The organism is Cryobacterium sp. TMT1-19 (assembly GCF_004403055.1).
GTDB lineage: Bacteria > Actinomycetota > Actinomycetes > Actinomycetales > Microbacteriaceae > Cryobacterium > Cryobacterium sandaracinum.
Genome location: NZ_SOHB01000021.1, coordinates 42,707 through 62,330, shown reverse-complemented (window position 1 = coordinate 62,330; position 19,624 = coordinate 42,707). Strand labels below are relative to the sequence as shown.

Annotated in this window: 17 protein-coding genes; 7 read left to right on the top strand and 10 right to left on the bottom strand. The window is 67.4% G+C overall.

The genetic code is table 11. The features are described 5' to 3' along the window. Positions 1-20 precede the first annotated feature (20 nt). Positions 21-1,037, bottom strand: a complete 1,017-nt coding sequence (locus E3T40_RS05075) for a glycerophosphodiester phosphodiesterase family protein (RefSeq protein ID WP_104171798.1) — start codon at positions 1,035-1,037, stop codon at positions 21-23. Positions 1,038-1,075: 38 nt separating this feature from the next. Between E3T40_RS05075 and E3T40_RS05070 the strand changes: the two genes are divergently transcribed. Then, the gene (locus E3T40_RS05070) at positions 1,076-1,612 is read left to right on the top strand and encodes a hypothetical protein (protein WP_134542825.1); all 537 of its coding nucleotides are present in this window, start codon (positions 1,076-1,078) and stop codon (positions 1,610-1,612) included. Positions 1,613-1,689: 77 nt separating this feature from the next. Continuing rightward, positions 1,690-2,496, top strand: coding sequence for a Bax inhibitor-1/YccA family protein (locus E3T40_RS05065; protein WP_134542824.1), 807 nt, complete (start codon positions 1,690-1,692; stop codon positions 2,494-2,496). A 249-nt stretch (positions 2,497-2,745) separates the two neighbouring features. On the opposite strand, the gene guaA is transcribed toward E3T40_RS05065, so the two are convergent. From guaA to E3T40_RS05030, 7 genes are all read right to left on the bottom strand, one after another. After that, positions 2,746-4,338 carry a glutamine-hydrolyzing GMP synthase gene (gene guaA / locus E3T40_RS05060; RefSeq protein WP_241981674.1) on the bottom strand — a complete coding sequence of 531 codons (1,593 nt, stop codon included), beginning with the start codon at positions 4,336-4,338 and terminating at the stop codon, positions 2,746-2,748. Next, positions 4,335-4,793 (bottom strand): DUF3817 domain-containing protein, encoded by a 459-nt coding sequence (locus E3T40_RS05055; protein WP_134542823.1) that lies wholly within the window; start codon positions 4,791-4,793, stop codon positions 4,335-4,337. Before E3T40_RS05055 ends, guaA begins: the two co-directional genes overlap by 4 nt. Before the next feature lie 9 nt (positions 4,794-4,802). After that, positions 4,803-5,588: an SURF1 family protein gene (locus tag E3T40_RS05050; RefSeq protein ID WP_104194009.1), complete on the bottom strand. Its 786-nt coding sequence runs from the start codon at positions 5,586-5,588 to the stop codon at positions 4,803-4,805. Further along, a complete protein-coding gene (locus E3T40_RS05045) occupies positions 5,585-7,093 on the bottom strand; it encodes a cation:proton antiporter (protein ID WP_104194008.1) in 1,509 nt (502 codons plus the stop codon). The genes E3T40_RS05050 and E3T40_RS05045 overlap by 4 nt, the downstream gene beginning before the upstream one ends. A gap of 3 nt (positions 7,094-7,096) precedes the next feature. Then, the gene (locus E3T40_RS05040) at positions 7,097-7,624 is read right to left on the bottom strand and encodes a cation:proton antiporter regulatory subunit (protein WP_104100916.1); all 528 of its coding nucleotides are present in this window, start codon (positions 7,622-7,624) and stop codon (positions 7,097-7,099) included. A 589-nt stretch (positions 7,625-8,213) separates the two neighbouring features. Continuing rightward, positions 8,214-9,944 (bottom strand): glycerol-3-phosphate dehydrogenase/oxidase, encoded by a 1,731-nt coding sequence (locus E3T40_RS05035; RefSeq protein ID WP_104171793.1) that lies wholly within the window; start codon positions 9,942-9,944, stop codon positions 8,214-8,216. An 87-nt stretch (positions 9,945-10,031) separates the two neighbouring features. Next, positions 10,032-11,150 (bottom strand): GuaB3 family IMP dehydrogenase-related protein, encoded by a 1,119-nt coding sequence (locus E3T40_RS05030; protein ID WP_104194007.1) that lies wholly within the window; start codon positions 11,148-11,150, stop codon positions 10,032-10,034. Positions 11,151-11,213: 63 nt separating this feature from the next. On the opposite strand from E3T40_RS05030, the gene E3T40_RS05025 reads away from it, so the two are divergent. Beyond that, positions 11,214-12,356, top strand: a complete 1,143-nt coding sequence (locus tag E3T40_RS05025) for a MalY/PatB family protein (RefSeq protein WP_104194006.1) — start codon at positions 11,214-11,216, stop codon at positions 12,354-12,356. 16 nt (positions 12,357-12,372) lie between these two features. Here E3T40_RS05025 and guaB read toward each other — a convergent pair whose 3' ends face one another. Further along, positions 12,373-13,875 (bottom strand): IMP dehydrogenase, encoded by a 1,503-nt coding sequence (gene guaB, locus E3T40_RS05020; protein ID WP_104194005.1) that lies wholly within the window; start codon positions 13,873-13,875, stop codon positions 12,373-12,375. Positions 13,876-14,152: 277 nt separating this feature from the next. On the opposite strand from guaB, the gene E3T40_RS05015 reads away from it, so the two are divergent. The 4 genes from E3T40_RS05015 to E3T40_RS05000 are packed head-to-tail and all read left to right on the top strand — an operon-like array spanning position 14,153 to position 18,096. Next, positions 14,153-15,430 (top strand): branched-chain amino acid ABC transporter permease, encoded by a 1,278-nt coding sequence (locus tag E3T40_RS05015; RefSeq protein WP_104194004.1) that lies wholly within the window; start codon positions 14,153-14,155, stop codon positions 15,428-15,430. 14 nt (positions 15,431-15,444) lie between these two features. After that, positions 15,445-16,425, top strand: coding sequence for a branched-chain amino acid ABC transporter permease (locus E3T40_RS05010; RefSeq protein ID WP_104101024.1), 981 nt, complete (start codon positions 15,445-15,447; stop codon positions 16,423-16,425). Beyond that, positions 16,415-17,329, top strand: coding sequence for an ABC transporter ATP-binding protein (locus tag E3T40_RS05005; protein WP_104194003.1), 915 nt, complete (start codon positions 16,415-16,417; stop codon positions 17,327-17,329). The genes E3T40_RS05010 and E3T40_RS05005 overlap by 11 nt, the downstream gene beginning before the upstream one ends. Continuing rightward, complete coding sequence (locus E3T40_RS05000) at positions 17,326-18,096, top strand: ABC transporter ATP-binding protein (RefSeq protein ID WP_104171787.1); 771 nt, start codon at positions 17,326-17,328, stop codon at positions 18,094-18,096. Before E3T40_RS05005 ends, E3T40_RS05000 begins: the two co-directional genes overlap by 4 nt. A gap of 217 nt (positions 18,097-18,313) precedes the next feature. Here E3T40_RS05000 and E3T40_RS04995 read toward each other — a convergent pair whose 3' ends face one another. Beyond that, positions 18,314-19,609 (bottom strand): ABC transporter substrate-binding protein, encoded by a 1,296-nt coding sequence (locus tag E3T40_RS04995; protein WP_104194002.1) that lies wholly within the window; start codon positions 19,607-19,609, stop codon positions 18,314-18,316. Positions 19,610-19,624 lie beyond the last annotated feature (15 nt).

The following is a 19,624-nucleotide window of genomic DNA, read 5'->3' as shown; positions in this document are numbered from 1 at the left end:
GGTGCGGCGCAGCGCCCCGGTCAGTCCTCCGCGGCCAGCTCGTCCCGCACGAGCACCGCCAGGTCGGGGTGGTCGGCGAAGACCCCGTCGATCCCGGTGCCGAGGATGGTGCGGAACTCGGCCTGCCAGTTTCCGAAGTCGGCCCGCAGCCGCCCACGGCGGAACGTCTTCGCAAGGTACCGGTTCTCCGGGCGCAGCGTCCAGCAGTAAATCTCCAGGTCCGCGGCGTGCGCGGCGTCGACCAGGTCGGAGGCGCCGGAGACGTGACCGTCGGCATCCGTGGCCAGGATGAGCGATTTGGGCACGCTGATCCCGTCGACCGTGCCGCTCAGCCCGTAAAGCCCGGTGTCGGAGAGGTAGTCGGCGTAGTGGGGCGCTTTCGGCCCGAGCAGCGCGACCTCGTCGACGGGTTTGCCGCGCGCCTCGAGCAGGAAGACACGCTTGCCGTAGATGCCGCGCGCGTAGACCTTGTCGAGGAGGCTGCGCTCGAAGCTCTCGATGGTGAGGCGGCCGTCGCCGGCGTTCCAACCGGCGTCGTTGACCTCAGCGGCGAACAGCTCGTCGAGCGGAAGCCCGATCGACTCGAAGTAGGTGGCGTGCTTGAGCTCGGCGACGACGCCGATGGGCCGGCGCACCCGTCCGGAGAGCCGGTCCATCAGCTTGAACACGTCCCGCAGGCGCAGCAGGGGGAACCGGTCGTCGAAGGTGGCGCTTGCCTTCCGCACCTCGGGCAGGCGCTCCCGGGCGCGCAGGGTTCGCAGCTCGGCCCAGGTGAAGTCCTCGGTGAACCAGCCGGTGAGCCGGATGCCGTCGATCACCTTGGTCGCCCGGCGGCCGGCGAACTCGGGGTGCGCTGCGACATTCGTCGTCGCCCCGATCTCGTTCTCGTGGCGCACCACCAGTACACCGTCGCGGGTGGCAACGATGTCAGGCTCGACCGCGTCCGCGCCGAGAGCGACGGCCAGTTCGTAGGCGGAACGGGTGTGCTCTGGCCGGTAACCGCTCGCCCCGCGGTGACCGATCACAATCGGCTGCATTTGCCAACCCTACGCGTGCACCTGCCAGAATCGAGGCGATGACACCCTGGACCGTTCCACCGACCCGCCTGCACCGGTGGGGCAGCTACCGCGCCCGCTACGTGACCGGACTGACGCTGGTCGTGCTCGGGGTGCTCGCCACGAACTTCACCAGTACCTACAGCCTGTTCCTTCTGGCCATCGGCCCGCCCCTGCACGTGCTGGCCTGGCTGATTCTGCCGGGGGCCCTGTGGCGGCGACTGACGGTTCTGGTTCCGGCCCTGCTCTGCAGCATCCTGCTGCTGGGCGGAGCCGATTTCAACGGTGTCTTCGCCGTGCTGCTGGCCTGCTGGCTGCTCGTGCGGCACCGCCCGTGGTTGAGCTACCTGGCCCTGATCCCGTCGATCACGATGAGTTTCCTGCTCAAGGACGCGCTGAACAATTACGACCAGAACTGGGTCGGCTATCTGGTCGGTTTCATCACCACGGCGGCCGCCTCCTGGCTCGCCTGGTGGCTGGCCGGCTGGTCGGCGGGGCGCCGCCCCCGGTCACCGCGAGTCGCAAACGTGAATACGGCGGATCCCCAGCAGATCTGAATAGAATCTAGGAACTGTCCAGCACTTACCGGTGTTGGCTCCGCTCTCTACGCACTTGATTGTGAGCTACGGCAACCATGGCATCCTCCAACCCCGCATTCTCCCGAAACGCCGCGTTCGGCGCTCCTGGCGCCACTGCAGGTGGCAAGGTGCTCTCCGACAGCGACCTGCAGGGCATGTTCAACGCTCCCTCCGCCGGTTCACAGGACACCGACCGGATGAGCTACGACGACACCATCCGCAAGACGGTGCTCAGCTTCGCCTTGCTGCTGGTGACCGCAGCCATCGGCTGGCTCGTCACCCCGGTGACGATGCTGCCGCTCATCGTCGGTGCGATCGCGGGTCTGGTCCTCGGACTGGTCAACGCGTTCAAAAAGGAGCCGTCGCCGCCCCTGATCCTCGCGTACGCCGCGGCCCAGGGCCTCTTCGTCGGTGGCATCTCCATCGTCTTCGAGCAGATCTACCCGGGTGTCGTCACCCAGGCCGTGCTCGCCACGCTCGTCGTCGTCGGCGTCACGCTGGCCCTCTTCGCCAGCGGCAAGATCCGCGCCTCCAAGAAGGCCACCAAGGTCTTCATGATCGCCATGATCGGCTACGGCGTGTTCTCGCTGATCAACTTCGGCATGATGGTCTTCGGCGCGACCGACGCTGCGTTCGGTCTCCGCAGCGCGACGTTCATGGGCATCCCACTCGGCCTCCTGATCGGCGTCCTCGCCGTGATCATGGCCGCGTACTCGCTGGTGCTCGACTTCGACTTCATCCAGCGCGGCGTCAACAACCGAATCCCCCGCAAGTACGGCTGGACCGGCGCCTTCGGCATCATGCTCACCGTCGTCTGGCTCTACGTCGAGATGCTCCGCATCTTCGCCATCGCCCGCGAGTAGCACCCACCCCGCCGCACGACCGCACGTAGGAAGGGCCGCCCCATCGGAGCGGCCCTTTCGTCGTCCTCACCCCCAAAGTTGCTTGTCCCTCAGCGATCGCGAGGCGGGGAGAGGGTGTGTCGCGGGGTGTCGAGTTATGGACGGCGGATGCCGGCCCCGGAGCGAAGCGGAGGGTACGGCATCCGCCGCCCATTGTTTGAGCTGAGGAGCGACACGCCCACTCCCCGCGTCACAACCGGGAGCATTCCCCTACTCCCATTCGATGGTCCCCGGCGGCTTGGACGTGACGTCGAGCACGACGCGGTTGACCCCGTCCACCTCGTTCGTGATCCGGTTCGAGATCCGCGCCAGCAGGTCGTACGGCAGGCGGGTCCAGTCGGCCGTCATGGCGTCTTCCGACGACACCGGGCGCAACACGATCGGGTGCCCGTAGGTGCGGCCGTCACCCTGCACGCCCACGGAGCGCACGTCGGCGAGCAGCACCACCGGGCACTGCCAGATCTCACGGTCGAGGCCCGCGGCGCTCAGCTCGGCGCGCACGATCGCATCCGCGTGGCGAAGCAGGTCGAGCCGGTCCTGGGTGATCGAGCCCACGATGCGGATGCCGAGGCCGGGTCCGGGGAACGGCTGGCGCTGCACGATCTCGGCCGGCAGTCCCAGCTCGGCGCCGATCGCGCGCACTTCGTCTTTGAACAGGGTGCGCAGCGGTTCGATCAATTCGAACTGCAGGTCTTCCGGCAGGCCCCCGACGTTGTGGTGGCTCTTGATGTTGGCGGTGCCGCTGCCGCCGCCGGACTCGACGACGTCCGGGTACAGGGTGCCCTGCACGAGGAAGCGGATCGGGTCTTCATTCGTTGCTGCCGCTTCCTTGATCAATTCGGCCTGAGCCTGCTCGAAGGTGCGGATGAACTCACGACCGATGATCTTGCGCTTGCTCTCCGGGTCGCTGACGCCCTCCAGCGCGGTCAGGAACCGCTCACGCACATCGACGGTGACCAGACGCACGCCGGTGGCCCTGACGAAGTCTTCCTCGACCTGACGGCGCTCGTCCTGGCGGAGCAGGCCGTGGTCGACGAACACGCAGACGAGCTGGTCGCCGATGGCCTTGTGCACGAGGGCAGCGGCCACGGCGGAATCGACTCCGCCGGAGAGCCCGCAGATGACCTTGCCGGTGCCGACCTGGGCTTGGATGCGGGCCACCTGTTCGGCGATGACGTTGCCGCTGTTCCAGTCGGCGGGGATGCCGGCGGCGCGGTGCAGGAAGTTCTCGAGCACGTTCTGGCCGAATTCGGAGTGCTTGACCTCGGGGTGCCACTGCACGCCGTAGAGCCGGCGCGTATCGTTCGCGAAGGCGGCGACCGGGGTGGAGCTCGTGGACGCGAGCACCGAGAAGCCGGCGGGGGCTTTCGACACGGAGTCACCGTGGCTCATCCACGCCGTCTGCTCGGCCGGCTGCCCGGCCAGCAGCGCGTTGCCGCTGTCGGTGACTCTGACCGGGGTCGCACCGTACTCGCTCCGGCCAGTGCGGGCCACCTCGCCGCCAAGGGTCGTGGCCATCACCTGAAAGCCGTAGCAGATGCCCAGGATCGGGATGCCCAGGTCGAAGATGTCCGGGTCGAAGGTGGGGGCACCCTCGGAGTAGACGCTGGACGGCCCGCCGCTGAGCACGATGCCGAGCGGGTTCTTCTCCGCGACCTCGGCCGCGGTGATCGAGTGAGCCACGATCTCGGAGTAGACGGATGCCTCGCGCACCCGGCGCGCGATCAGCTGCGCGTACTGGGCACCGAAGTCGACCACCAAGACTGGGCGGGCGCCGGTCGAGGCGCTCACAGCGGCGCTCACGAGCGGGCCTCGGCCCCAGCGTCAGCGGCAGCGGCAGCGGCAGACGAGTCGGCGTGCGTCGCCAGGAAGGCGTTGACCTCGCGCGCGACTCGCACCTCGAGGAAGAAGGACAGGGTAGGAATGATGCCTCCGAGTGCGATCAGCAGAAACTTGGGGAATGACCAGCGCATCAGGCTCCAGAGCTGGAAGTCACTGAACAGGTAGAGCACGTACAGCCAGCCGTGCACGATCAGGATGCCGGTGCTCAGGTTGAATGCGGTCACCGAGTCCCGGGCGACGAGGGCGATGATCCCGTTCGGGCCGCCGACTTCGATTTCGAGCTGCAGCACGAACTTCAGGAAGACCTCGACGCAGAGCAGCAGCAGGAAGACACCGGTGATGACCGAGGAAACCTTGTAGAGCCGGAGCGCACCGGGGATTTTGGGGATGTCGGCAGGCTTGGGGTCAAGTGGCATGGGCCAATTCTAGACGGCCTCCGCCGCGTCGATGGCGGCCTGCTCCTGCTGACGCTCCCAGTCGTCCCGAACCAGGCGGTACCAGAGGAACACCGCGAACCCGGCGAAGACTGCCCACTCGAGGGCGTAGAAGATGTTCAGCCAGTTGACCGATGCGTCGTTGCCGGGCACGGGCGAGTCGATCACGGTGAGGTTCGCGGCAGCATCCGTGTCGACGATGTAGCCGGCGTAGACGGACTGGTCGGTGAAGTCCGCCCACCGGTTGATCAGCGCGGCGGTGGAGACCGTGGTCTGGGTGCGCGGGTCGCTGTCCTCGTCCGGCACGACGGGAGCCTCGGAGGGAACGAAGCGGCCGGTCACGGTCTGCTGCTGCGCGGCGGCCTGCGCCGAGAGCGCCTCGATCGCCGACCTGGCCTCCTCCTCGGTGGCGGCCCAGCCGCGAGCCACGGCGATGGTGGAGACGGGCACGGATGCCGTTTCCACCGTCGACAAGCGGCTCACCACCCAGAAACCGCTGTCGCCCCCATTGAGGCGTTCGCTGATCAGCACGTCGTCCCCCGGCACGAAGGAGCCGGCCACGGTGACCAGCTGGCCGGTCGCTGACTCGCGCGGCGGCCCGTCCGGCGACACCGCCTCGTGGAGCGGCTGCACGGTCTCGGTGCTGCGCTCCACGACTTCGCCGGACGCGATGGCGCGTTCGAGCTGCCACCGGCCGAGCAGGGCGAAGGCCGCGGCGATCGCGAGCGCCAGCAGCAGCGCGATCAGCCAGCGCGGCCGGAGCATGGTTGTGATCATGAGTAGTCCCCTGAAGCGGTGTCACGCGCCGGCTTGTCAACCGGGCCGGTTTCGGCCGGGCGCCGGCCGGAGATGAAGTCGAGCATGGAGTCCGGGGCCGCGGACGCCGGTCCGTCGGCCGCGGCGGCGTCTGCTTCCGAGTCGGCGGTCGCGTCGGCAGGCGCCATGGCCGCCACTGCGCCGGGTGCCGCGGCGGCCGGGCGCTGGCGGTGGTCGGCGAGGAGACGGTCGGCGGCGCGTTGGGCATCCGTGCCGGTGTCGGCGGCGGTGGCCGCCTCGACCAGGGCGATTTCCTCCGCCAGCATCACGTCGTGGGCGCGTTTCCGGGCCGGGACGGCGTTCCGGCGTCGCCGCAGGGCCGCGCCGATCTTCTCGGAGTTCGCCGCGAAGAGCGGCCCCAGGATCGCCATCGTGAGCACGTAGAGGCCGGCGAAGGGCTGCAGCCGCTGGTCGAGACCAGCGGTCACCGACAGGGTTGCCAGGATCAGCGTGAACTCGCCGCGGTTGACGAAGATGGCCGCGGTGTTGAGTCCCTCCCGCGGGCCCATGCCGTGCAGTTTCGCCATCAGCATTCCGGAGATCAGGCTGAGCACGAAGGTCATGCCGACGGCCGCAAACACGATGGTGATCACCGACCCGAATTCGGCCACGTTCAGCGCGAGGCCGAAGTTGAGGAAGAAGAAAGCCCCGAACACGTCGCGCAGGGGCACGGCGACGCGCTCGATCCGGCCGCGGTACGTGCTCGCGCCGAGCACCACCCCGATCAGGAAGGCCCCGATCGCATCCGTCACGCCGATGATCTCACCGATCCCGGCGAAGAGCACCGCGAGTCCGAAGAAGAGGATGGTGAACAGTTCGTCGTCCTTGGTGCGCATCAGCCGGGAGACGACTTTGGCGCCCCAGCGGGCCACCGAGAACATCACGACGAGAAAGAGGAAGGCGATGCTCAGTTGCAGCACGATCGGCCAGGCCTCGGTCTTGCCGCTGAGCACGACGGAGACGATCGCCAGGTAGACCGCGATGAAGATGTCGCCGACGACGGTCACGCCGAGGATCATCGGAGTTTCCTTGTTGGCAAGCCGGCGCAGTTCGATCAGGAGCTTGGTGATGATGGCGCTCGAGGAGGTGCCGGTCATTCCGGCGATCACGAGGGCCTCCCGGCTGCCCCAGCCGACCATCAGGCCGAACGCGAAGCCGACTCCCATGTTGATCAGAACGTAGGAGCCGCCGGAAATCAGAAGTTTTCCGGCGTCGCCGAAGAACGCCTCCTGGTCGAATTCGAGGCCGAGGCTGAACAGGAGCAGGATCAGCCCGAAAATGGCGATCAGTTCGATGTCCGCCGACTGGAAGTCCAGCGGGAACCAGCCGGTGTTCGGGCTGGCCAGGAGCCCGACAATCATGTAGATGGGGATGGACGGCAGCCCGATCAGCTTTCCGGCACGACCGAGGAGATAGGCAACGACGAGCAGGATGCCAAGAGTGATGAGGTCTTCGCCGAGTTGCATGAACTAGCCCCCGGGCGGCGCGTCGACGGACTTGGCCTTAACCTCGCCGGTGCGGAAGAAGGCGAAGGCCTTCGCGACCTTCTCGGGCGAGCCGGCGACGACGAGCGTGTCGCCGGGGAAGACACGGAAGTCGTGGGCGGGCGCCGGGTTCGCGGACTCCCCGCGGACGACGGCCACGACCGTCAGACCGGCTATGCCGCGGTCGGCGGGGTTGCCGAGCGCCTGGCCGGCGATGTGGTCTTCGTAGTCGACGGTGAACCAGTCGATGCTGAGGCCGGGGATCTGGTCGAGCGCGGTGAGCGACTCGGTGATCTGGGTGCCGCCGAGGAGCTCGGCGAGTGTGTGCGCTTCGTCTTCGTTCAGCCGCAGGGACACCTTGGCGGCGTCGGGGCCGCCCTCGTCGTCCGCGAAGGTGATGAGGTCGCTGTGCCCCGAGCGGTGGGCGATGACGCCCACTTTGCCGCCGTCATCCGTGATGAAGGTGTGCAGCACTCCCACCCCGGGAAGTTTGACCCGCCGAACGTCAACCATGGTGCAACTCCTGAGGTTTGTGGGCAGTCAGCCCAGTCTACCGGAGCGAGTTTGCGTGCCTCCCGCCCGCTGTCGCGCCGCCAGCCCCGCGGCCCCGCGGCCCGCCGCCGCGCCGCCGCGCCGCCCACTGCTCTCACCAACTCGACGGAGATTTTGCTCTCGAAGGCGCTGTCGGGCGCTTTCTGCCCCGCACGGGCCAAAATCTCCGTCGAATTGGTACGGGCTGGGGCTGAGTGTCTGGCGGATGCCCGAACCACAAAGGCGCTGCGGCACATCCGCTCGGTGTTGCGGCTAACGCAGGAGATCCGTCCGGCCGGGCCCGGGCACCCGCACGAGTTCCGCTCTGGTCCGTGTCGGGCGGGCAGCCCAGGCGACGGATGTCCTGAGTTGGCCACACGCGTGCGCTCGGACGGCCCAACCAATTCGACGGAGATTTGGCTCTGAACGGCGCTGTCGGGCATTTTTCAGGCCCCACAGGGCAGAATCTCCGTCGAATTCGTTCACGCACCGGCGGGGTGCGGGCGGACAAGCGGAGGCAGGGAGTGGACGCCGGGCGAGGGTGCCGGGCGAGGGTGCCGGCGGGCGGCTCCTATTTCGTAGCGGCGATGTCCGGAGCCTCGAGCCGCACGCGGTCGGCGGACTCGTCGTCGGGCTGCTGCTGCGACGCGCGTTCCGCCGCCACCCGCTTGAGGTAGGTGCCCACTTCGCGCGTCTCCCGGGCTTCGTCCCAGCCGAGCACCCCGGCCATCAGCCGCGCGGCCACGGGCGCCGCCGAGACGCCGCGGTCCCAGGCCTCGATCGAGATGCGAGTGCGGCGAGCCAGCACGTCCTCGAGATGCAGGGCGCCCATATGCGTGGCCGCGTACACGACCTCCGCCTCGATGTAGTCGTCGGCCCCCGGCAGCGGGTCCGCCAGTGACGGGGTCTTGCGGATCAGATCGAGAAGCTCGTCGGTCAGGGTGCCGTAGCGGTTCAGCAGGTGCTCGACGCGGACGGTGTGCAGGCCGAACGCCCGCGCGATCCGGCCGCGCTTGTTCCAGGCGGCCTGGTAGCCCTCGGCGCCGAGCAGCGGGATCTCCGCCGTGGTGGAGGCCGGGACCCGTTCGTCGAAGGCGTCGACGGCCGCATCGATCGCATCCTTCGCCATCACCCGGTACGTGGTCCACTTTCCGCCCGCGATCACCACCAGGCCGGGCACGGAGTGTCCGACGAGGTGTTCGCGGGACAGCTTCGAGGTGCTCTCCGACTCCCCGGCCAGGAGCGGCCGCAGGCCGGCGTAGACTCCTTCGACGTCCTCCCGGGTCAGCGGCACCCGGAGCACGGCGTTCACGTGTTCGAGCAGGTAGTCAATGTCAGCGGCGGTGGCGGCCGGGTGCGCCTTGTCCAGATGCCAGTCCGTGTCGGTCGTGCCGATCAGCCAGTGTCGTCCCCAGGGGATCACGAACAGGACGCTCTTCTCGGTGCGCAGCAGAAGCCCCATGGCCGACTGGAACCGGTCCCGGGGCACGACCAGGTGGATGCCTTTCGATGCGCGCACCTTGAACGTGCCGCGTTCGCCGACCATGCGCTGCGTGTCGTCGGTCCAGACCCCGGTGGCGTTCACGACCTGCCGGGCCCGCACCTCGAACCGTTCATCGGTCTGCAGGTCGTGGGCGTGCACGCCGACCACCCGCTCACCCACCTTGATGAATCCTTCGACCCGCACCCGGCTGGCCGCGTGCGCCCCGTAGAACGACGCGGTGCGCACGAGCGAGGCCACGTAGAGCGCGTCGTCGACCTGCCCGTCGTAGTACGTGATGCCGCCGACGATCGTGTCGGTGTTCAGGCTGGGCAGAAGCCCCTTTACCTGCCGCTTGGACAGGTGGCGGTGGTGCGGCACACCGGGGGCGCGCCCGCCGGTATACGAAAACAGGTCGTAGAGGAGCATGCCGGCGCCCACGTAGAAGCGCTCGGTGACGCGCTTCCTGAGCGGGTACAGGAACCGCACCGGCTTCACCAGGTGCGGGGCGATGCGCTGCAGGAGCAGGCCACGCTCCGTCAGAGCCTCGCGCACCAACCGGAAGTCGGCCTGTTCCAGGTAGCGGATGCCGCCGTGCACCAGCTTGGACGACCGGCTCGACGTTCCCGACGCCCAGTCCCTGGCCTCGAGGATTCCCACGCTCAGGCCGCGGGTGACCGCGTCCAGGGCGGCTCCGGTGCCGACGATGCCGCCGCCGACCACGAGGATGTCGAGCTCTTTGCCCTTCAGCCGTTCGAGGGCCGCAGCTCGTTCCTCCGGACCCAGTTTCGTGGATCGCGACGCCGAATTACCTGATGCCATGTGCTCACTCCCATTCCAGATGGTGTGGTGCTTACCTGACGCTAATTCATACCGACGCTAGTTCACTCGGTGCGGCGCGACAACCGTCTAATTCCCCCGGTACGGGGCGACGACCACATCGACGCGCTGGAATTCCTTCAGGTCGGAGTAACCGGTGGTCGCCATCGACCGGCGCAGCGCGCCGACGAGGTTCGCGGTGCCGTCGGCGATCGGCGTCGGGCCGTACAGGATGGTCTCGAGCGGCGCCAGGGCGCCCACCTCGACCCGCTTGCCGCGGGGCAGCTTCGAGTGGTGCACCTCGGCACCCCAGTGGAAGCCGCCGCCGGGGGCATCCGTCGCCCGGGCCAGCGCGGTGCCGAGCATGACGGCGTCGGCGCCGCAGGCGATGGCCTTGACGATGTCGCCGGAGGTGTTGAGGCCGCCGTCAGCGATGACGTGCACGTAGCGTCCACCGGACTCGTCCATGTAGTCCCGGCGGGCACCGGCGACATCGGCCACGGCCGTGGCCATGGGCGCGTGGATGCCGAGGGAGGCGCGCGTGGTCGAGGCCGCGCCGCCGCCGAAGCCGACGAGCACGCCGGCCGCACCCGTGCGCATGAGGTGCAGGGCCGCGGTGTAGGTCGCCGCCCCGCCCACGATCACGGGTACGTCGAGTTCGTAGATGAACTTCTTGAGGTTGAGGGGTTCCTGGTTCTGCGAGACGTGCTCGGCAGAAACGGTGGTTCCGCGGATGACGAACAGGTCGACGCCGGCGGCGACGACGGTCTCGTACAATTCCTGCGTGCGCTGCGGCGACAGGGCGCCGGCCACAGTCACGCCGGCCGCGCGGATCTCCGCGAGGCGGGCGGTGACGAGCTCGGGCTTGATCGGCTCGGAGTACATCTCCTGCATGCGCGCGGTGGCCCGGTCGGCGGGCAACTCGCGGATCTCGGCGAGGAGCGGCTCGGGGTTGTCATAGCGGGTCCAGAGGCCCTCGAGGTCGAGCACGCCCACGCCGCCGAGCTGACCCATCATGATGGCCGTCTGCGGGGACACCACGGAGTCCATCGGCGCCGCGAGGAACGGGATCGAGAATTGATACGCGTCGATGGTCCAGTCGACCGACACATCCTCCGGGTCGCGGGTGCGCCGGCTGGGCACAATCGCGATGTCGTCGAAGGCGTACACGCGGCGGGCGCGCTTGGAGCGGCCGATCTCGATTTCCATGGTTTTAGTTTAGGTGCCGCGGCGCTCCTCGACGACGGATGCCGCGGGGTGCATCCTGAGGTGATGGACGTCACCGCCGACCCTCTCTCCCTCCTGCGCGAGCGCACCAGCATGAAATGGCGCAGTTTTCCCGCCGATGTGCTGCCGCTCTTCGTCGCCGAGTCCGACTTTCCGCTCGCCGAACCCATCCGGGACGCGTTGACAGCGGCGGTGCGGCGCAGCGACACCGGGTATGTCGCACCGGTCAACGGGCTTGGCGCGGCCTTCGCGGGATTCGCCGGTCGCCGCTGGGGCTGGCAGGTCGACCCGGAGCAGGTGACCACCACGACGGATGTCAGCGTGGCCATCGTGGAGACCCTGCGAATGCTGATCAGGCCCGGCGACCGGGTTGTGATCACTCCCCCGGTCTACCCGCCGTTCTTCGACCTCGTGCCCGAGGCCGGCGGGGTGCCGCACGCCGTGCCACTCCTCGCCGGTCAGACCGGCTGGACCCTCGACCTGAACGGCCTCGAGCGCGCCTTCCAATCGGGCGTGCGCTGCGTGCTGCTCTGCAACCCGCACAACCCGATCGGGCATCCGCACACCGTCCAGGACCTCACGGCGCTGTCCGGGCTCGCCGCCCACTACGGCGTCACGGTCGTCAGCGACGAGGTCCACGCCCCGCTGACCTACACCGACGCCGCTTTCACGCCCTACCTCACCGTCTCCACCGAGGCCGCCGACCACGGCGTCTGCGTGACGAGCGCGAGCAAGGCCTGGAACCTGGCCGGCCTCAAATGCGCGCTTCTCGTCACCGCCGGCGAACGGATGCGCGCCGAGCTCGCCGCCCTGCCCCAGGAGGTGTCTTGGCGCACAAGCCAGTTCGGGCTGATCGCCGGCATCGCGGCGTTCCGCGACGGGGAGCCGTGGCTGGACGGGGTGATCGCGGCCCTCGACGACAATCGGCGCGAGCTCGCCGCGCTGCTCGACGCGCAACTGCCCGGGGTCGGCTACCGGCAGCCAGGGGCCGGCTACCTGGCCTGGCTTGACCTGCGGAGCCTCGGCTGGGGTGACGACCCGGCGCTGGTCGCACTCGAGCAGGCCCGGGTCGCGCTCAGCCCCGGCCCGATGTTCGGCGAACCGGGCCGGGGCTTCGCGCGTCTCAACTTCGGGTGTTCACCTGAGGTGCTCGCGGAAGCGGTCTCCCGGCTGGCCGCGGCCGCCTAGTCGCCCTCGAGTACGGTCAGCGGCGGTAGTTGGGCGCCTCGACCACGATCTGCACGTCGTGCGGGTGCGACTCCTTGAGCCCGGCGGACGTGATCCGAACGAACTTACCCTTCTGTTTGAGCTCGTCGATCGTGCGCGCGCCCACGTAGAACATGGACTGGCGCAGGCCGCCGATCAGCTGGTAGGCCACGGCGGACACCGGTCCGCGATACGGGACCTGGCCCTCGATGCCTTCCGGGATGAGTTTGTCGTCGGAGGGGACATCCGACTGGAAGTAGCGGTCCTTGGAGTAGGAGGTCTTCGTGCCGCGGCTCTGCAGCGCGCCGAGCGAGCCCATGCCGCGGTAGGTCTTGAACTGCTTGCCGTTGACGAAGACGAGCTCGCCGGGGCTCTCGTCACAGCCGGCGAGCAGGGAGCCGAGCATGACGGTGTCCGCGCCGGCGACCAGCGCCTTGGCGATGTCGCCGGAATACTGCAGCCCGCCGTCGGCGATGACCGGGATGCCGGTCTCCCGGGCCGCGAGCGACGCCTGGTAGACGGCGGTGATCTGCGGCACGCCGACGCCGGCGACGATGCGGGTGGTGCAGATCGAGCCGGGGCCGACCCCGACCTTGATCGCGTCGGCGCCGGCGTCGATGAGGGCCTGGGCGCCGGAGCGGGTGGCCACGTTGCCGCCGATCACGTCGACCCCCTCGAAGGCAGGGTCGGACTTCAGGCGACGGATGATCTCGAGCACCCCGGCGCTGTCGCCGTTGGCGGTGTCGACCACGAGCACGTCGACGCCTGCCTCGAGAAGTGCGGTGGCGCGCTGCCAGGCGTCGCCGAAGAAGCCGATGGCCGCGCCGACGCGCAGTCGTCCGGCATCGTCCTTGGTGGCGAAGGGGTATTCCTCGCTCTTGTCGAAGTCCTTGACCGTGATCAGGCCCGTCAGGCGGCCGTGGTCGTCGACGAGGGGAAGCTTCTCGATCTTGTGGGTGGCGAAGATGGCGACGGCGTCCATCGGGGCCATGCCGACCTTGCCCGTGATCAGCGGTGCCGTCGTCATCACCTCGCGCACCCGGGTCGTGTGCTTTTTGGTGGTGGAGACGAACCGCATGTCCCGGTTTGTGATGATGCCCACGAGCACGCCGTCGGCGTCGACGACGGGAAGACCGCTGATCCGGTACTGCCCGCAGAGGGCGTCGACCTCCGCAACGGTGGCGTCGGGCGAAGTTGTTACCGGATTGGTAATCATGCCGGATTCGCTGCGTTTGACGAGGTCGACCTGCTCGGCCTGGTCCGCGATCGAGAGGTTGCGGTGCAGCACGCCGAGGCCACCCTCACGGGCCATCGCGATGGCCATCCGGGTCTCGGTGACGGTGTCCATCGCGCTGGACAGCAGCGGCGTGGCCACGCTGATCCGGCGCGTCAACCGAGACATTGTCTCGGCTTCACTGGGAATGACGTCGGTGTGCCCCGGAAGAAGAAGGACGTCGTCGTACGTAAGCCCGGTGAAACCGAACGGATCTGGCTGATCCATGAAACCCCTTTTAACAACGCAGGAAAGTGGAGAAAACGCGGCCATCCAACTCGATTACCGGCTTCTCAATGTTAAGCGACGTTGCGCTCTGCGCATTCCTCAGCAGAGAATCTAGGGAGTGTCGGCCGTCGTCGGAACATATGCGACATAATCTTCACTTACTGTCAACAAAGATGTTGGTAGGTGAGACCCGGGGCACGCTCGGTCACAGACCCAACGGTGCCGCCATGGAGGTGCAGTGAATTCCCCTGAAGCTGTTCGCAGATTCTCACCCAGAATGCTGGTGATCTTTCTCGGCCTGCTCTTCGCAGCCCTGACTATGTCCACATTCGCCACCGTCTCGGCCAGTCCGGCTCATGCCGACGAGGTCGGAACCGACGAGTACGAGTTCGTACTCACCGGCAATGTGCAGTTCGACCAGAAACCGCTCGACAATGTGCTGATCACCGTCGAGGGGGCCGGCTATGAAGCATCCGTGGAAACGGGTGCCGACGGCAAGTGGAAGGTCGGCGTGCCCGAGAAGGCCGCCTACACCGTCACCCTCGATGAGGAGACCCTCCCCGAGGGCGTCGTCGTCGCCAAGGGCGGCAGCGTGATCGAGGCGGAATTCGCGCTCACGAAGGTGAAGTCGGTCAACTTCTTCCTCGGTGAGGGCACGCGCACGACGGTGAGCTTCTTCGACCAGTTCATCAATCGGTTCGTCAACGGGCTGAACTTCGGTCTGCTCCTGGCCCTCGCCGCGATCGGACTGTCCCTGATCTTCGGCACCACCGGGCTGAGCAACTTCGCGCATGCGGAGATGATCACCTTCGGCGCGCTGATGTCCCTCCTCTTCTCGGTCACGCTCGGCCTGCCGATCTGGCTGGCGATCATCATCGCCGTCGCGCTGAGCGCGGGCTTCGGCTGGAGTCTGGACGCGGTGATCTGGAAGCCGCTGCGCCGCAAGGGCGTCGGTCTGATCCCACTGATGATCGTGAGCATCGGCCTCTCGCTCGCCCTGCGCTACCTGTTCCAGATCTTCGTCGGCGGCGGAACGAGCCAGCTTCCGGGATCCGGCCTCGCCGACATGCAGCTGGGTCCGATCCGGCTCTCGATGATCGACGTGGCCAGCATGGGCATCAGCATCGTGGTGCTGTTGGCCGTTTCCTACTTCCTGTTGCGCACCCGCATCGGCAAGGCCACCCGCGCGGTCTCCGACAATCCCAGCCTGGCCTCGGCCAGCGGGATCGACGTCGACGGCGTCATCCGGATCGTCTGGGTGCTCGGTGGGGCCCTCGCCGGCCTCAGCGGAATTCTGTGGGCCTACTTCCGCCCGGGCGTCAGCTGGGATATGGGTTTCCAGATCCTGCTGCTCGTCTTCGCGGCCGTGACCCTCGGCGGTCTCGGCACCGCTTTCGGCGCCCTGATCGGTTCGATCATCGTCGGCCTGTTCGTCGAACTGTCGACGCTGTTGCTTCCCTCCGACCTTAAATACGTCGGTGCACTTGTCGTGTTGATCCTGGTGCTGCTGCTTCGGCCGCAAGGCATCCTGGGTCGCAAAGAGAGAATTGGCTAGAAGGGCATCCGATGATCGACTGGGGAGCAATCTTTAGCAACGCAGCCGTCGAGCTGATCAGCCCGACCACCGCCGCCTACGCCCTCGCGGCTCTCGGGCTGGCGATCCACTTCGGATACACCGGCCTCCTGAACTTCGGCCAGGCCGGCTTCATGGCCCTCGGAGCCTACGGGTTCGCCATCTCCACCCTAAGCTTCGGTTTCCCCGTCTGGGGTGCCGTGCTGGTGGGGGTCGGCGCATCCGTCGTTTTCGCCCTGGTCCTGGGCATCCCGACGCTCCGCCTGCGCGCGGACTACCTCGCGATCGTGACGATCGCGGCGGCCGAGATCGTGCGCCTCCTGTTCACGACGAACACGTTCCAGTCCATCACGGGTTCCGCGAACGGCCTGAGCGGCTACAAGGGCGGTTTCGCCGGCCTCAACCCGATCCCGGAGGGGCGCTACGGCTTCGGCCCCTTCGAGTACAACGAGTACGACTGGTGGCTGCGCATCGTGGCCTGGTCGATCGTGGCCCTCGCCTGCCTGTTCACCTGGCAGATCATGCGCAGCCCGTGGGGTCGCGTGATCAAGGGAATCCGTGAAGACGAGGATGCTGTGCGCGCGCTCGGCAAGAACGTCTACTCCTACAAGATGCAGTCTCTGATTCTCGGTGGCGTGTTCGGCACGATCGCCGGAATGATCTTCGTGCTTCCCCGTGCGGTGGTGCCCTCGAATTATCAGACGTCCCTGACGTTCTTCATCTACGCGATCCTCCTGCTCGGCGGCGCGTCGACGATTCTCGGGCCGGTCATCGGCTCGATGGTCTTCTGGGTTCTGCTCTCCTTCTTCTCCGGGTTCATCGCCCGAGCGGTGGAGGCAGGCTGGATCCCGTTCATCACCAGCATCCAGGCCGGCCAGCTGCGCTTCATCCTGGTCGGAGTGGCGATCATGCTTATAGTCATCTTCAGACCGCAAGGCATCTTCGGAAACAAGAAGGAGTTGGCCTTTGTCAAATAACACCGTTCCCAGCAACAAGCCGGTCAAGTCGACCGACCTGCACATCGGCGAGGCCGAACCGGGCTGCAAGAAGCGCGACCCGATCCTGGTTGCCGACGGCGTGAGTCGAACCTTCGGCGGGCTCAAGGCCGTCGACGTCGACCACGTCGAGATCCCGCGCGGCGCCATCACGGCGCTGATCGGGCCCAACGGAGCCGGCAAGACCACCCTGTTCAACCTGCTGACGGGCTTCGACAAGCCTGACACCGGGTCGTGGACCTTCGAGGGTCGCCCCCTGTCGGGGATGCCCGCGTTCAAGGTGGCCCGGATGGGCCAGGTGCGCACTTTCCAGCTCACCAAGGCGCTCGGCCTGCTGACCGTCATGGACAACATGCTGCTCGGCGCCAAGGGCCAGGCCGGCGAGAACCTGTTCCGGGCGATCTTCCCCTTCTTCTGGGCCAAGCAGGAGGAGGCGAACAGGGTGCAGGCCCTCGATATCCTCGAACGGTTCAAGCTCGACACCAAGAAGGACGACTACGCCGCCAGCCTCTCCGGCGGGCAGCGCAAGCTGCTCGAGATGGCACGGGCGCTGATGAGCGAGCCGAGCCTGGTGATGCTCGACGAACCGATGGCCGGGGTGAACCCGGCACTGACGCAGTCGCTACTGGACCACATCCTCAACCTGAAGGCGGAGGGCATGACGGTTCTGTTCGTCGAACACGACATGCATATGGTGCGCCACATCGCCGACTGGGTCATCGTGATGGCCGAAGGCCGCGTGGTCGCCGAGGGCGACCCGCACGAGGTGATGCGTAACCCCGCCGTGATCGACGCCTACCTGGGTCAGCACCACGACGAGGACCTCGGCGAGGATCCGGCCGCCGAAACAGAACATGTGGAAGCCATTAAGGAGTTGCTCGATTGACGAACACCAGCCCTGCCGCCGCGCCGGCTTACACGCCCACCGGGCAGCCCGTCGTCGAGGTCAAGACGGTGACGGCCGGCTACCTGCCGGGCGTCAACATCCTCAACGCCTGCTCCCTGACCGCCTACGACGGCGAGCTGATCGGGATCATCGGCCCGAACGGCGCCGGCAAGTCCACGCTGCTCAAGTCGATCTTCGGCCAGGTCAAGGTTCGGGAGGGTGAGATCCTGCTTCGCGGCGAGAACATCACCAACCTCAAGGCGAACAAGCTCGTGGCCAAGGGTGTCGGTTTCGTGCCGCAGACGAACAACGTCTTTCCCACGCTCACGATCCAGGAGAACCTGGAGATGGGCATGTTCCTGAAGCCGAAAGGCCTGACCGAACGCCTCGAGTTCGTCACGGAGATCTTCCCGGAGCTCGGGAAGCGTCTGCAGCAGCGCGCCGGATCGCTGTCCGGCGGGGAACGCCAGATGGTGGCCATGTCGCGGGCGCTGATGATGGGCCCGCACGTACTGCTGCTCGACGAGCCGAGCGCAGGCCTCTCCCCCGTGCGCCAGGATGAGGCGTTCCTGCGTGTCAAGGAGATCAACAAGGCCGGCGTGACCACGATCATGGTGGAGCAGAATGCGCGCCGGTGCCTGCAGATCTGCGACCGCGGTTACGTGCTCGACCAGGGCCGTGACGCCTACACGGGCACCGGCCGCGAGCTGCTGAACGATCCCAAGGTGATCGGCCTCTACCTCGGCACCCTCGGCCAGGACGACTAGCCGGAGCCGCCCGCACCGACTGCACGCCCCGCACGACGAAGCGGCGCCCGAGATCTTCGGGCGCCGCTTCCGTGTGTCCGGTGCTCCGTGTCCGGTGACGCCGCTCGTGTCCGGGAGGGGCGTCACCGGGTGACGTCCGTCACCGGGCGCACGAAGAAGGGCCCCGACCGAAGTCGGGGCCCTTCCAGATCGGATGCTGGTCAGCGACGAATCGTGACTAGTTGATGCGCTTGTACGTGTTGTCTTCGAGGTACTCGTAGACGCCGATGGTTGCCTCGGTCGGGTCGCCGTTCTCATCGAACGTGACCGGGCCGGAGAAGCCGTCGTAGTCGACCTGGTCGCCGGCCGCGAGGGCCTTAGCCGCCGCGGTGAAGTCGGAGACCGTGGTGCCGTCGCCGGTTCCCCCAGAGACCTGGCGGAGGTGCTTGGAGATGGCCTCACCCGAGACGTCGTTGGCCGCGTAGGCAGCCAGCGCGACGAGCATGACGGCGTCGTAAGACTCTGCCGCGTAGCTGAAGTCGGTCAGGGTGGGGTCGATCTCCTTGAGACGATCGGTGAAGTCGCCGAGGGTTCCCACGTCGAGGCCGGGCAGCGTGCCCTTGGCACCGGTGATGATGCCGGCGTCGAAGTCCTTGCTGTAGTCGGACAGGTTGCCGTCCACGAAGTACAGGTTGCCACCGGGGTAGCCGGAGCCGACCAGTGCGGGGGTGATGACCTTGGCCTGGTCGAACGTGATCAGGGCGATCGCGTCGGGGTTGGCGGCAGTCACTTCGGAGATCTGAGCGGCGAAGTTGGAGTCACCCTCGTTGAACAGGGACGTGGCGACGACCTCGCCGCCCGCAGCCTCAAAGGCGGTCGTGGTGGACTCGGCCAGGCCGGTGCCGTACGAGTCGTTGAGCACGATCAGGCCGAGGGTGCTGTTGCCGTCGTCGGCGATCTGGGTGCCCAGGACTTCACCCTGCAGCAGGTCGGACGGGGCGGTGCGCCAGTAGAGGTCCTTGTCGGCGTACTTCGTGAAGTCCGCCGAGGTGTTGGCCGGGGAGAACTGCACGACGCCCGCGCCGGTGATCTGGTCGATCACGGTCTTGGAGACGCCGGAGGATGCCGCGCCGATGATGGCGGAAACCTTCTGCGAGAGAAGGTCGGTCACCGAACCGGTCGCGGTGTCCGTCGTGGTGTCGCCGGAGTCACGGAAGATGGCCTCAACGGTCAAGCCGAGGTTCGCGTCATTGATGTCCTTGACGGCCAGGGCGACGCCGGCTTCTTCGGGCGGGCCGAGGAAGGCCAGGGCACCACTCTGGGGAAGGATGGTGCCGATCTTCAGGGTCAGGTCGCGGTCGCCGGCCGTGATGGCCTGGGCGTCTCCGCTCGCGGCGGGGGCTTCCGATGCAGCCGGCTCAGCGGTGTTGCTGCTGCAGCCGGTGAGCAGAAGTGCACTGACGCCCACCAGGGCGACTCCAGTGACGACTGCCCGAACTGAACGGGAGGCCGAGGCCTTCGCGAATACGCTCATGTTGCTCCTTGGGAC